Origin of the sequence: Pseudoalteromonas rhizosphaerae (assembly GCF_902498845.1) — a bacterium.
Taxonomy (GTDB): Bacteria; Pseudomonadota; Gammaproteobacteria; order Enterobacterales; family Alteromonadaceae; genus Pseudoalteromonas; species Pseudoalteromonas rhizosphaerae.
Genome location: NZ_CABVLM010000003.1, coordinates 399,793 through 412,308, shown reverse-complemented (window position 1 = coordinate 412,308; position 12,516 = coordinate 399,793). Strand labels below are relative to the sequence as shown.

Genomic DNA, 12,516 nt, shown 5'->3' with positions numbered 1-12,516 from the left:
CTTAGTGAAAACAGCCTTGTTTTAAATATCAACACAGCGAGCGAACAGTGATTAGGTTACTGCTGTTGTTGGGCTGTCTGCTTAGCTTTAGAGTCTGGGCGGTTGATCCTTTTGAAGACTTTCATGAGTATGGTCAGCTCTCAGATGAAGAGATCCATAAAATCCATCAAGGCGAACTATTATACGGCGATACTGAATTTGGATTTATTGTTAGTCGCGGTAATACTAATTCGACCAGTTTTAAGTTCAAAGGTAACTTATATCAAGATCTTGAGAATTGGCGTAATCAATTCAAGATAGATAGTTTATATAAACGTGATCGTAACGACACCACTGGCAATGATGAAGTCTCGGCAAACCGTATATTTTTCTCTGCGCAGGGCAACTATAAAGTAGGGGTAAAAAATGCCTCATTCTTTATGTATGGTGATTATGAAGAAGATGAATTCAGTGGTCTTGAGTTTAAAAGCACACTTGCGGCAGGTTATGGTAATCGTTTATATCAAGGGGTAAAAAACCAAGTTGATTTTGATATAGGGCCTGGTTTATACCGCTCGGTAGCACAAGATGATGCTGAGCTTGAAGATGAGCAAGACAAAACCAAAACCGGTTATTTATTACGTTTAGCACTGCAGTGGGAGCGTACGGTCTCGACTCGAACACGTTTCAATCAAGATTTAAGTATTGAACAGTCATTGTCAGGATTGAACTCACGATTAAAGTCAGAAACATCACTGATCAGCCAACTAATGGGCGCTGTATCATTAAAGTTTACTTATTTATATCGTTATAATTCTAAGCCGGAAGACGATAAGTTAAAGTTTGATTCAGAACTAAGTGCGACATTAGTTTATAGTTTTTAATATTTTAGAGAGTGTTATGTATCAGCATAAGCAATTTGCACTGTTCATTTTTGTTATTCTAAGTTGGATTGCCAGCTTTGTTGGTTTAGCTTGGTATTTAATTGGTGCCGATATGCCGTTAATGGTATTTGCAGCGATTTTAGTGCTGGTGGGGTTTTTGTTCCATGGTTTAACCATTAAAGTTGATGACAGCCAAATTAGCTGGGGGTTTGGTCCTGGTGTGTTTGGTGATAAGTTACAGTTAGTGGATATTATTGAAGCTAAAGCGGTAGAAAACTCTTTTCGTCATGGTATTGGCTTACGTATTACCCATGATGGTTGGGTATACACAGTGTCAGGATTTAGCGCGGTACAGCTAACTTTAAAAGATGGTAGCCAATATCGCTTGGGAACTAACGACCAAGATGGTTTACTGGCAGCGTTGGCGGGTAAGATAAGTGAGCCAGTAGCAGAGCCTACACCCGTTTGATTAAATTATAGATATAAAAAAAGCGCAGTAGCGCTTTTTTTATTGTCGGTTTATTTAGTTCACTAAGTCGATATTAGTGATCGTGACCACAGCCGCCATCACCATCACCATGAACATGGCCATGCTCTAGCTCGTCTGCTGTTGCATCACGCACTTCAAGTATTTCTACATCAAAGTTTAAAGTGATGCCAGCGAGTGGATTATTACCATCAACAATTACATCGTCTTCTTGAATATCAATGATCATTACAGATTGATCGCCGTCATCTGTTGAGGCACGAAATTGCATACCAACTTCAATTTCCATACCTTCAAACATCGACTTAGGTACTGCTTGCATCAGATCATCATGGCGTTCGCCATAACCTTGCTCTGGTGGCACAGTAACGCTGAGTGTGTCGCCCGCTTTTTTACCTTGCAGGGCATCTTCTAGGCCTTGAATTAAGTAACCGGTACCAACGATAAAGATCAGTGGCTCACCATCAAATGAGTTATCGATAGAGTTTTTGTCATTATCCATGACTGAATAATGCATTTTTACCACTTTATTTGTTGCAACGATCATAGTCACTCCTATTTATTCGTCTTCGAGAGAGTAGGGTAGAGGAAGGATTGATAGCTCTACCGTTGGGGCATGTTTTGCACGCAGTAACTGACTAGGTTCACTGTCGTTTGGCAACACAACAAGGCCAAATAAGGTTTTACTTTGTTGATTGTAGGCTTGGCTTATTAATTTGCCAGCACGACGCCAGTTTTCACCCATTTGGGTTTCAAGCTCTGGTTCAGCTAATTCTCCATCGCTGTGGCCTGATACGATATACATAGCGCGTTTATTTTTACCAAGGTATTTCATGCGGGCAACGGTTTCTTGGCCTGTGTAACAGCCTTTACGAAAGCTTACTCCACCGATAGCTTGCAGGTTAACCATTTGTGGTACGTATTCACCGAGTGCCGCTTCATTGAGCTCAGGCTCACCCGCTAAAATACTATGTTGGTGCCACAGCGCGTCGTTTTCAAGGACGATAACCTCATCAGGCAGTGAAAATTCATCATTAACCATCAGTAAAATGCGGTTTTTTGCTAATTTTAGTGCTTTACCATGACTAAAATCGCAAGCGCTATCTTGCTCATTAAAATGAATGTTCAACGCATTTAAGGTTGCAGCTAGATCATCACCGATTAAACCAATTAACTTGCTGGTAGCAGCGTGTATTTCAACTTTTGAAAACACCGCATACTTTTTTAATTCCGTTAAAGATTGAGTGGTTTCAACCGCTGATGCTGCTAAATAGTAACTATCTTGATAAGCAAAGAGCTTGGCTACACTCCATAATTTACCTTTGGCATTACAGTGCCCAGCCCATAAGAAGTTGGTTTGGTTGAGCTTATTAATATCTTGGGTAATTTGGCCATGAAGGTAGGCGAGTTTATCAACACCGCTAATGCGGATCAGCTGATGTGATAAAGGGCATGCGTGTACTGTTGACATAAAAACCTGCGTTACAAGAAATGTAGGCGCGTATAATACCGTAGTTAGCGCTGCTGGTATAGATGCATAAATAGCTGTTTATTCAGGTGCAATTTGTTAAACTGCTAAGCAACTTAGTACGAGGTAAAAAATGACTGAAATTCACAATAAAGCGCGTATCCGCTGGGCTTGTCGCCGCGGCATGTTAGAACTAGATGTGTTATTTATGCCATTTGTAGATGAGGCATTTGATTCGTTATCTGTACAGCAGCAAGCTGTTCTTCAACGTCTGCTAGAAGCGGATGATCCCGATCTATTTGCGTGGTTTATGGGCCATCAAGAATGTAAAGATCCTGAGCTTAAACAGATGGTACAACTGATTTTAGACCGAGTTCGTGTATAGGTTTAGGGTTACTAATAATGTTCCAGACCACAGGCCTTTTGTGGTCTACTTTAGCTTGTTCGCAGTGTGTTATAGCCTATTTTTAACTAGCATATTAGCGCAATTTATTTGTGTCGCCAGTAGTACTGTTTTTGGCTATGTAAGTTGGCACTGGTATAAAAAATCCCATCCTCAGCAAGGCGTTTTTATATTAGATTCTACGCAATGTCGTTTTGAAAATAATACGCTAAAAATAAATGGCCATATCAGCAACAAAAGCCGTGTTTATCAAAGCAGTGTTTGGTTATATATTAATGGCTTTGCAAGCTCCCACTGGCTGATTATTAATGCCAGCGGGGTTGATGAACTGAGTTTTGTGCGCTTGAAACGTCTTACTTTGGCAGCTCGTCATGAGCAAGCGGAGTTAAAATAGTGGGCGTTGGATTATCATTTAACTGCGGGTAGTCAATGGTATAATGCAAGCCTCTGCTTTCTTTTCGCTCCATTGCACTGCGAATTATAAGTTCTGCTACTTGCACTAAATTTCGCAGTTCAAGCAAGTTATTCGAAACGCGGAAGTTTGCATAATAATCACGAATTTCTTGCTGTAGTAATTCAACTCGGTGTAACGCACGTTCTAGGCGTTTAGTTGAACGCACAATGCCAACATAGTCCCACATAAATAGTCGTAGTTCATGCCAATTATGGGTGATCACCACTTCTTCATCTGAGTTAGTTACGCGGCTTTCATCCCACATCGGCAGCACTTTTAATGCTGGACTATGCTGTATTTTTGCTAAAATATCTTTTGCTGCGGCGTGAGCAAACACAATGCACTCTAGTAATGAATTACTGGCCATGCGATTAGCGCCATGTAGCCCCGTATAAGCGACTTCGCCTACCGCATATAAGTTATCTAGATCGGTCTTGCCGTTAAAGTCAGTCATTACTCCACCACAGGTATAATGTGCCGCAGGAACCACTGGAATTGGATCTTTAGTGATATCGAGCCCGACACTTAAGCATTTTGCATAAATGGTCGGGAAATGCTCAATAATAAAGTCTTTATCTTTATGGCTAATATCTAAATACACACAGTTAGCACCTAAGCGCTTCATCTCAAAATCGATAGCGCGGGCAACAATATCGCGTGGTGCAAGCTCTTCACGCTCGTCAAAGTCTTTCATGAATCGTGTGCCGTCAGGGCGCTTTAAATAAGCACCTTCACCGCGCATCGCTTCGGTGATCAGAAAGTTTTGTAGTTCTGGGTGATATAAACTGGTCGGGTGGAATTGGTTAAATTCCATATTGGCTACTCTACAACCTGCCCGCCAAGCCATGGCGATACCATCACCACTGGATACATCAGGGTTGGATGTGTAAAGATATACTTTACTGGCACCACCGGTTGCTAAGGCTACAAACTTAGCTGAAATTGTTTCAACTTTCTTCGCTGCTCGGTTCCACATATATACGCCATGAATATGTTTACCGTTTTGGCCTAATTTTTTATCACCAATTAAATCTATCGCGTTGTATTGTTCTAATAAGGTAATTTCTGGGTGCGCTTGTACTTGGCTTATTAGCGTTGTTTGCACTGCTCGGCCGGTGGCATCTGCAGCGTGTAAAATTCGGCGATGGCTATGGCCGCCTTCACGGGTTAAATGAAAGCGCTCTTTGCCTTTGCTATCAAACTCCATATCAAAAGGCACGCCTTGCTCGATTAGCCATTGCAAGCAGTCATGGGCATTACTTGCGGTGTATTGCACGGCGGTTTTGTCACATAAACCACCACCGGCATCTAAGGTGTCTTGTACGTGAGATTCAATGCTGTCATTCTTTTTATCAAACACGGCAGCAATGCCGCCTTGTGCATAAAGTGTGGAACCTTCCGTCAATTCACCTTTGCTGATCACGGTAACTTTACAGTGATTAGCTAAAGATAATGCTAATGAGAGGCCAGCTGCGCCGCTGCCAATAATAGCGACATCCGTGATATGGTGTTTATTTTGGTTCATGTCCGTGGTCTTTGCGGTTACAATGCCCAGATACTAATGTATAAACAGTAATGAGCAAATAATAATATTATGATAGGCGTATATGTATCATATTTGGCGCGACACTATTAGTGATTTTCAACTTTCGCCAACATATTTATATGCTATTTTATAAAAAAATAATATTAAACAGAACTTTTCATTCATGCAGCAGTCAGAGTATTTGTAAACAATGGCAGGATATGAATGACAAGCAATAATCAGACAGAGGAGTACCGGCTCGAATGAGCGAGCAGGATTTGGATTTAGCGCTAGTAAAAAGGGTCCAGCAGGGCGATAAAAATGCCTTCAATCTTTTAGTAAAGAAGTATCAGAACAAAATAGCCGGTTTGATTTCACGTTATGTATCAAATCAAGGCGATATTGCTGATGTTGCTCAAGAAGCTTTTATTAAAGCATACCGCGCACTTCCAAACTTTAGAGGGGACAGTGCCTTTTATACTTGGTTATACCGTATCGCCGTTAATTGTGCTAAAAATTACTTAGTGGCTCAGGGCCGCAAACCGCCAGCAAATGATATAGATGCTGACGATGCAGAGTTTTATGATGGTGCTGATGCAATGCGTTCAAACGCATCCCCTGAGAACTTGTTATTAAGCGAAGAAGTTCGCGCAGTGATTTTTAACACCATTGATAGTTTGCCTGAAGATCTTAAAACCGCGATCACTCTACGAGAAATCGAAGGGATGAGCTATGAAGAAATAGCCGTGGTGATGGATTGCCCAGTCGGGACGGTGCGTTCGCGTATTTTCCGTGCCCGTGAAGCAATAGATAACAAATTAAACCCATTAATAGGCGAGTCTTAATATGACAAAAGCACACGTTAACAAGTTGGATAATCAGCATTTATCCGCATTACTTGACGGCGAACAATCATTAACTGATGAGGTTATTGCCCAGCAAGATGCGGCAACCTTAGGACGTTATGCGCTAATAGGTGACGTAATGCGTGCTGAGTCAGAAGATGCGTTCGTCTTTGATATAAGCGATAGTGTTGCGCAAGCGCTGGAAAGTGAGCCAGTTTATGCTGATTTCACACAACCAGCGGCACAGCCAACACCATTGGCTGCAACGGGCACCGATAATGTAGTGGCATTTAACTGGCGCAAACCAGTTGCACAACTTGCAATTGCAGCAAGTGTCGCCATGTTTGCAATTGTTGGTGTACAAACATTGCCACAAGGTGAAAACTCACCTAGCAATGAAATTCCGATGTTACAAACAACACCAGTAACAGGAATGGCATCACCAGTTAGCTATTCGTCAGAACCCGCTTTACAAAATGCAGAGCAAGGTTTGCGTGAGTTACAGCAACAGCGTATTGGCGCGTTAGTATTAGAACATCAACGCCAAGCACGAGTTGCATATTCATTAGAAAAAGCTCACACTGAGGCGCAAGCCGAAGAGGAAAAAAACTAATTAAATGAAAGTAATTACTTTTATTTTGTCGTTGGTATTAATGGCTCCAGCCTTTGCTGACGACGAAAACCCCGCAAAAGAGCTACTGCTCAAAATGGCTGACGCCGTTCATAATCGTAACTTTGACGCATCATTTGTGGTCGTTAAAGGAAAGTCAATGGAACCATATCGTTGGTTGCATGCAAAACAAGGTAATACAGAACTCGAACATTTGAGCTTACTCAATGGCGCAGGCCTTGAGATGGTTCGTATCGATGACCAAGTTACTTATTTTGAGCCACAGTCTGAGCCTTATTCAATAGATACTGATTCTATAGCAGGCCCAATCCCAGAAGTGTTATTCAAAGATGTTGAGCGCTTAAGTCAGCATTACGATTTTGTACTCGGTGGTAAAGGCCGTATTGCAGGGCGTGCTGCGCAGCTTGTGCGCATCGAATCAAAAGACGAGTATAAGTTTAATTATTGGCTGTGGCTTGATGCAGAGTCATCACTATTACTAAAATCTGCTTATGTTAATCATGCCGGTGAGATGTTAGAACAACTACAGTTAACCCATATTAGTGTAACCGAAGAGCCCGCTGCGTTATTACTTGAAATGCTTAATCGTAAATTTCCAACGCCACTACCGGCAGCGGCAATTACCAAAAATGAAGCAAATACAGGAAGTAATAATTGGCAAATAGGTTGGTTGCCGGAGGGGTTTAGTTTACTAAAATCAGACCGTCATAAGCTCGATTTGAACAATGAACTGACGGATTATTATTTATACTCAGATGGTTTTGTCGAAATTTCAGTGTTCGTACAAAGACCATTACCAGGTCGCAGACCAAGCGGTGCATTGTCATCCGGTGCCACGACAGTATATGTGCATAATAGCGGTAGTTTTGATGTGTCAGTGGTGGGGAATATTCCAGCAATGACTGCAAAAGCAATTGCTGAATCGGTTGCAAGACCCTTGTAATATAAGCTGATAATGATAGAACAAACTCTTACAGTGGTGTCGATTCAAGGCGCCACTGCGCATTTAGAAGCCCAGCAAAAGCAAGCCTGTGAAGGGTGTAATGGCCGTTGTGGTTCACAAATTTTTAGTAAGCTATTTGGCACTGCTAAAAAAACCTTCCCCTATCGATTTGAAATCCCTGTTGTGGTTGGGCAAAAAGTAACCCTAGCACTGGATGATAGCCACATGGTAAAGCATGCTTTTGCAGTGTATATGTTGCCTTTGGTGTTAAGTCTGGTATTTGCGTTAGTGGCTGCTGAGGTTTTTTCTGTGCCTGAATGGTTGCAAATCATTGCCGCTATAGCTGGTGGTTTTACTGGCTTTGGCATCGCTAAAAGCCGAGTGAAAAGCCTAAAGCATGATGTTAAAGTAATAAAAATTCACCCTATTAGCCTTCCTTTAACTCAAATAGATGGTGATTGAAGCCAATTAAATGTAAAATTGCGGCTTTATACACTCAGTCCATTAAAATAGAAGTTTAGAATCCAGTTTATGAAGCATATCCGTAATTTTTCGATCATCGCCCATATTGACCACGGTAAATCGACCCTTTCAGATCGTTTGATCCAAGTTTGTGGTGGTTTAACAGACCGCGAAATGCAAAAGCAAGTATTGGATTCAATGGATATTGAGCGCGAGCGTGGTATCACCATTAAAGCGCAAAGTGTAACTCTAAATTATAAAGCCAACGATGGTGAGACTTACCAACTTAACTTTATCGACACACCTGGACACGTTGACTTTACTTATGAAGTATCGCGTTCACTAGCAGCGTGTGAAGGTGCATTATTAGTTGTTGATGCCGGTCAAGGTGTTGAAGCGCAAACTCTAGCGAATTGTTACACCGCCATCGAAATGAATTTAGAAGTAATTCCGGTATTAAATAAAATCGATTTACCACAAGCTGATCCACTTCGTGTAGCCGAAGAAATTGAAGATATTATTGGTATCGATGCCCTAGATGCCGTGCAATGTAGCGCTAAAACAGGTGTGGGTATTGCCGAAGTTCTTGAAATGATTGTTAAGGACGTACCGCCACCAGAGGGTGATAAAGACAAGCCGCTACAGGCGCTTATCATCGACTCATGGTTTGACCCGTATCAAGGTGTAGTATCGCTGGTGCGTATTAAGCACGGTGAATTAAGAACGGGCGACAAGATAAAAATTATGTCGAACGAGCATATACACACTGCAGATCAGGTTGGTGTTTTTACACCAAAGCAAACCAACACCGGTATTTTAAGAACTGGTGAAGTAGGTTTTGTTATTGCGGGTATTAAAGAAATACATGGTGCGCCAGTAGGTGACACTATTACCCATCAAAAAAATGCAGCACCTGAGCGCTTACCGGGCTTTCAAAAAATTAAACCACAAGTTTATGCCGGTATGTTTCCAATTGCCTCGGATGAGTATGAATCTTTCCGTGATGCGCTTAATAAACTGAGCTTAAATGATGCGTCGTTATTCTTCGAACCAGAAAATTCAACAGCACTTGGCTTTGGCTTTCGCTGTGGTTTCTTGGGCATGTTGCACATGGAAATCATTCAAGAGCGTTTAGAGCGTGAATACGATATTGACTTAATTACCACCGCACCAACGGTAATTTACGAAGTTGTAACTAAGGAAGGTACGATTCAGATTGATAACCCATCTGATTTACCTGCTGTAAACGATATTTTAGAAATTCGTGAGCCCGTTGTTGAAGCTAATATTCTTGTACCACAAGAATATTTAGGCAGTGTTATTACGCTTTGTATTGAAAAGCGTGGTATGCAAACCAAGATGAACTATCACGGTAAACAAGTCGCAGTTACTTATGAACTGCCAATGGCTGAAGTGGTGATGGACTTTTTCGATAAGTTAAAGTCAACCAGTCGTGGTTTTGCCTCGCTTGATTATAACTTTAAGCACTTTCAAACATCAGACATGGTACGTGTTGATATTTTGATCAATGGTGAGCGTGTTGATGCGCTTGCGATTATTGTTCACAGAGAGAGTGCGCAATCGCGTGGTCGTCAACTAGCTGATGCATTGAAAGAGCTTATTCCTCGTCAAATGTTTGATATTGCGATTCAAGCGGCAATAGGTGCACACGTTATTGCCCGTACCACTGTTAAACAGTTACGTAAAAACGTAATCGCGAAGTGTTATGGTGGCGACGTGAGTCGTAAGAAAAAGCTACTTCAAAAGCAAAAAGATGGTAAAAAACGTATGAAGCAACTAGGTAATGTTGAAGTGCCTCAAGAAGCATTTTTAGCTATTCTTAAAGTTGGTAAGTAAGTTTTTTAACCAAATTACGTAAGATAAAGGATTTAATGCATGGCAGGTTATTTTTCAATATTTTTAGTGTTGTTAACTTTAGGCTCAGGCTTAATTTGGTTAATTGACCATTTTATGTTTGCACCAAAAAGGCAGCAACGCTTAGCTCTTGCGCAAAGTTCTGCTGGCGGTGAGCTCGATGAAGAAACTGCAGCACTAATTGCGCCAGAACCGACGATTACTGAAACGGCAAAATCAATTTTTCCGATGATTGCGGCTATTACGATTTTTAGGTCGTTTATATTCGAGCCGTTTCAAATACCATCAGGTTCAATGATGCCGACACTATTAGTTGGCGATTTTATCTTAGTACAGAAATATTCGTATGGCGTGAAAGACCCTGTTTGGCGTACTCAATTAGTTGATGTGGCAGAGCCTGAACGTGGTGATATTGTGGTATTTAAATACCCATTAGATGAAAGTATTGATTATATTAAACGTGCGATTGGTTTACCGGGTGATAAAATCGTTTACCGTGATAAGCGTTTATACATTCAGCCAAATTGCGAACAAGGGCAAACACAACAAGGTGACTTATTGTGTAATGAATTTAATAAAATTGATATGGAGATCATTAATCGCGATGAATTTAAGCAAGGCTCTATGGATTTAGTTCGGTTAGATGAAAATTTGACTACGCTAAAACATAATATTTTAATTAACCCTGAAGCGCTGGAAATGAAAGGGCGTTACTATCAACAACCGGGTACACGTTCTGATGAATGGGTAGTGCCGGCTGATCATTATTTTATGATGGGTGATAACCGCGATAACAGCCAAGATAGTCGCGTATGGGGCTTTGTGCCAAAAGAAAACTTGGTGGGTAAAGCTGTCTTTATATGGATGAGTTTTGAATTTGAGAATGGCCCAGATGACATTTTACCAGGCTGGGTTCCAACTGGTGTTCGTTTTGAACGCCTAGGTAATATTCAGTAACAATGAAAAAAAATGTAACAGAGTTATATAGCAAAATAGGGTATACCTTTATTGATCAAGTATTGCTTGAGCAGGCGATGACCCATCGCAGCCATAAAGGACAACACAATGAACGCTTAGAGTTTTTGGGCGATTCCATTTTAAGCTTTGTCATTGCCAATGCTTTATATAGTAAGTTCCCCAAAGCGCGTGAAGGCGATCTTAGCCGCATGCGTTCAACGCTTGTGCGTGGACAAACCTTAGCTGAATTTGGTTTAGAGTTTGGCCTAGGTGATTACTTACGCTTAGGGCCGGGTGAGCTTAAAAGTGGTGGTTTTAGACGTGAATCAACTTTAGCTGATGCGGTTGAAGCAATTATTGGTGCGGTATTTTTAGATGCTGGCATTGATGTTTGTGGAGACTTGATTTTAGCGTGGTATGAATCTCGCCTTGATGCCATTTCGCCAGGTTTAAACCAAAAAGATCCTAAAACATTGCTACAAGAATACTTACAAGCCCGCAAATTACCTTTGCCAGGCTATACTGTAGTTGATACTAAAGGTCAGGCACACAATCAAACGTTCACGGTTGAATGTATTGTTGAAGGTATGGATAGCATCATCTCAGTTGGCAGTTCTCGTCGTAAAGCTGAACAAAAAGCCGCTGAAAAAGCGTTGAAGATACTTAAAAATGAATCTTGATACATTGATCCAACCGCACACGCGTGATTTAGATACTTTTTGTGGCATGGTCGCTATTGTTGGCCGCCCAAACGTTGGTAAATCTACCTTGCTTAATGAAATTATTGAGCAGAAAGTAAGTATTACCTCGCGTAAACCGCAAACCACACGCCACCGTATTATGGGTATTCATACTGTAGGTAAGCACCAAGCCGTTTATGTTGATACACCAGGCCTGCATGTTGAAGAAAAGCGTGCCATTAACCGTTTAATGAACCGTGCTGCTTCAAGTTCATTAGGTGATGTTGAGCTAGTTATTTTTGTTGTTGAAGGTACTCATTGGAATGCTGACGATGAAATGGTGCTTAACAAAGTAAAGCAAAATGGCAAACCAGTATTACTTGTGATGAACAAAATTGATCAAGTAAAAGACCGTGACCTTGTGCTACCGCATATGAAGTGGTTAGGCGAAAAGTTTGATTTTGTTGGCATTATGCCAGTATCTGCGACTCAAGGTAAAAATATCAACCTGATCAAAGATGAAGTAACTAAGCGTTTACCACCGTGTGAATTTTACTTCCCTGAAGATTACGTAACAGATCGTTCAATGCGCTTTATGGCAGCCGAAGTGATCCGTGAAAAGTTGATGCGCTTTATGGGTGAGGAGCTTCCTTACTCAGTTACCGTTGAAATTGAGCAGTTTAAATGGCAAGAAAATGGCATTTGGCATATCAATGGCTTGATTTTAGTTGAGCGTGAAACGCAAAAACGTATGGTTATTGGTAATAAAGGCGAAAAGCTTAAAGTGATTGGCCGCGAAGCCCGTAAAGATCTCGAAGAAATGCTTGATAATAAAGTGTTTTTAGAACTTTGGGTGAAGGTTAAATCAGGTTGGGCTGACGACGAGAGAGCACTTCGCAGTTTAGGCTATGGTGAAGATTAAT

The 12,516-nt window shown here is 41.2% G+C and carries 15 protein-coding genes; 12 read left to right on the top strand and 3 right to left on the bottom strand.

The window, feature by feature from the left end; translation table 11 throughout:
- The first annotated feature begins 47 nt into the window (after nucleotides 1–47).
- Both PSR9079_RS07045 and PSR9079_RS07040 read left to right on the top strand, forming a co-directional pair.
- The gene (locus PSR9079_RS07045; protein WP_149980906.1) at nucleotides 48–863 is read left to right on the top strand and encodes a DUF481 domain-containing protein; all 816 of its coding nucleotides are present in this window, start codon (nucleotides 48–50) and stop codon (nucleotides 861–863) included.
- A gap of 16 nt (nucleotides 864–879) precedes the next feature.
- Complete coding sequence (locus tag PSR9079_RS07040) at nucleotides 880–1,332, top strand: hypothetical protein (protein WP_149980905.1); 453 nt, start codon at nucleotides 880–882, stop codon at nucleotides 1,330–1,332.
- A 73-nt stretch (nucleotides 1,333–1,405) separates the two neighbouring features.
- Here the strand turns inward: PSR9079_RS07040 and PSR9079_RS07035 are convergent, their stop codons facing one another.
- A complete protein-coding gene (locus PSR9079_RS07035) occupies nucleotides 1,406–1,897 on the bottom strand; it encodes an FKBP-type peptidyl-prolyl cis-trans isomerase (RefSeq protein ID WP_149980904.1) in 492 nt (163 codons plus the stop codon).
- A 12-nt stretch (nucleotides 1,898–1,909) separates the two neighbouring features.
- A complete protein-coding gene (ygfZ, locus tag PSR9079_RS07030) occupies nucleotides 1,910–2,821 on the bottom strand; it encodes a tRNA-modifying protein YgfZ (RefSeq protein ID WP_149980903.1) in 912 nt (303 codons plus the stop codon).
- Between the two features lie 130 nt (nucleotides 2,822–2,951).
- Here ygfZ and PSR9079_RS07025 point away from each other — a divergent pair, with 130 nt between their 5' ends.
- Both PSR9079_RS07025 and PSR9079_RS07020 read left to right on the top strand, forming a co-directional pair.
- The gene (locus PSR9079_RS07025) at nucleotides 2,952–3,203 is read left to right on the top strand and encodes an FAD assembly factor SdhE (protein ID WP_054205400.1); all 252 of its coding nucleotides are present in this window, start codon (nucleotides 2,952–2,954) and stop codon (nucleotides 3,201–3,203) included.
- A 40-nt stretch (nucleotides 3,204–3,243) separates the two neighbouring features.
- Entirely contained in the window at nucleotides 3,244–3,615 is a 372-nt protein-coding gene (locus tag PSR9079_RS07020; protein ID WP_246175499.1) for a hypothetical protein, read from the top strand.
- Here PSR9079_RS07020 and nadB read toward each other — a convergent pair.
- Nucleotides 3,575–5,200: an L-aspartate oxidase gene (nadB, locus tag PSR9079_RS07015; protein WP_149980902.1), complete on the bottom strand. Its 1,626-nt coding sequence runs from the start codon at nucleotides 5,198–5,200 to the stop codon at nucleotides 3,575–3,577. The genes PSR9079_RS07020 and nadB overlap by 41 nt on opposite strands.
- Before the next feature lie 263 nt (nucleotides 5,201–5,463).
- On the opposite strand from nadB, the gene rpoE reads away from it, so the two are divergent.
- The 8 genes from rpoE (at nucleotide 5,464) to era (ending at nucleotide 12,515) form a co-directional block, all read left to right on the top strand.
- The gene (gene rpoE / locus PSR9079_RS07010; protein WP_064666393.1) at nucleotides 5,464–6,045 is read left to right on the top strand and encodes an RNA polymerase sigma factor RpoE; all 582 of its coding nucleotides are present in this window, start codon (nucleotides 5,464–5,466) and stop codon (nucleotides 6,043–6,045) included.
- A gap of 1 nt (nucleotide 6,046) precedes the next feature.
- Nucleotides 6,047–6,658: a sigma-E factor negative regulatory protein gene (locus tag PSR9079_RS07005; protein WP_149980901.1), complete on the top strand. Its 612-nt coding sequence runs from the start codon at nucleotides 6,047–6,049 to the stop codon at nucleotides 6,656–6,658.
- A gap of 4 nt (nucleotides 6,659–6,662) precedes the next feature.
- Entirely contained in the window at nucleotides 6,663–7,619 is a 957-nt protein-coding gene (locus tag PSR9079_RS07000; protein ID WP_149980900.1) for a MucB/RseB C-terminal domain-containing protein, read from the top strand.
- A 12-nt stretch (nucleotides 7,620–7,631) separates the two neighbouring features.
- Entirely contained in the window at nucleotides 7,632–8,081 is a 450-nt protein-coding gene (locus PSR9079_RS06995) for a SoxR reducing system RseC family protein (RefSeq protein ID WP_149980899.1), read from the top strand.
- Nucleotides 8,082–8,150: 69 nt separating this feature from the next.
- Complete coding sequence (lepA, locus tag PSR9079_RS06990) at nucleotides 8,151–9,938, top strand: translation elongation factor 4 (protein WP_149980898.1); 1,788 nt, start codon at nucleotides 8,151–8,153, stop codon at nucleotides 9,936–9,938.
- Nucleotides 9,939–9,977: 39 nt separating this feature from the next.
- Entirely contained in the window at nucleotides 9,978–10,913 is a 936-nt protein-coding gene (gene lepB / locus PSR9079_RS06985; protein WP_149980897.1) for a signal peptidase I, read from the top strand.
- 2 nt (nucleotides 10,914–10,915) lie between these two features.
- A complete protein-coding gene (gene rnc / locus PSR9079_RS06980; protein WP_145237595.1) occupies nucleotides 10,916–11,593 on the top strand; it encodes a ribonuclease III in 678 nt (225 codons plus the stop codon).
- On the top strand, nucleotides 11,583–12,515 hold the full coding sequence (gene era, locus PSR9079_RS06975; protein ID WP_145237593.1) for a GTPase Era: 933 nt from the start codon (nucleotides 11,583–11,585) through the stop codon (nucleotides 12,513–12,515). The genes rnc and era overlap by 11 nt, the downstream gene beginning before the upstream one ends.
- Nucleotide 12,516 lies beyond the last annotated feature (1 nt).

What these genes read in the sequence shown, in the direction of transcription:
- ygfZ (WP_149980903.1), bottom strand. Translation starts at nt 2,821, where the DNA reads ATGTCAACAGTACACGCATGCCCTTTATCACATCAGCTGATCCGCATT.
- era (WP_145237593.1), top strand. Translation starts at nt 11,583, where the DNA reads ATGAATCTTGATACATTGATCCAACCGCACACGCGTGATTTAGATACT.
- rpoE (WP_064666393.1), top strand. Translation starts at nt 5,464, where the DNA reads ATGAGCGAGCAGGATTTGGATTTAGCGCTAGTAAAAAGGGTCCAGCAG.
- nadB (WP_149980902.1), bottom strand. Translation starts at nt 5,200, where the DNA reads ATGAACCAAAATAAACACCATATCACGGATGTCGCTATTATTGGCAGC.
- PSR9079_RS07040 (WP_149980905.1), top strand. Translation starts at nt 880, where the DNA reads ATGTATCAGCATAAGCAATTTGCACTGTTCATTTTTGTTATTCTAAGT.
- PSR9079_RS07025 (WP_054205400.1), top strand. Translation starts at nt 2,952, where the DNA reads ATGACTGAAATTCACAATAAAGCGCGTATCCGCTGGGCTTGTCGCCGC.
- PSR9079_RS07000 (WP_149980900.1), top strand. Translation starts at nt 6,663, where the DNA reads ATGAAAGTAATTACTTTTATTTTGTCGTTGGTATTAATGGCTCCAGCC.
- lepB (WP_149980897.1), top strand. Translation starts at nt 9,978, where the DNA reads ATGGCAGGTTATTTTTCAATATTTTTAGTGTTGTTAACTTTAGGCTCA.
- rnc (WP_145237595.1), top strand. Translation starts at nt 10,916, where the DNA reads ATGAAAAAAAATGTAACAGAGTTATATAGCAAAATAGGGTATACCTTT.
- PSR9079_RS07005 (WP_149980901.1), top strand. Translation starts at nt 6,047, where the DNA reads ATGACAAAAGCACACGTTAACAAGTTGGATAATCAGCATTTATCCGCA.
- PSR9079_RS06995 (WP_149980899.1), top strand. Translation starts at nt 7,632, where the DNA reads ATGATAGAACAAACTCTTACAGTGGTGTCGATTCAAGGCGCCACTGCG.
- lepA (WP_149980898.1), top strand. Translation starts at nt 8,151, where the DNA reads ATGAAGCATATCCGTAATTTTTCGATCATCGCCCATATTGACCACGGT.
- PSR9079_RS07035 (WP_149980904.1), bottom strand. Translation starts at nt 1,897, where the DNA reads ATGATCGTTGCAACAAATAAAGTGGTAAAAATGCATTATTCAGTCATG.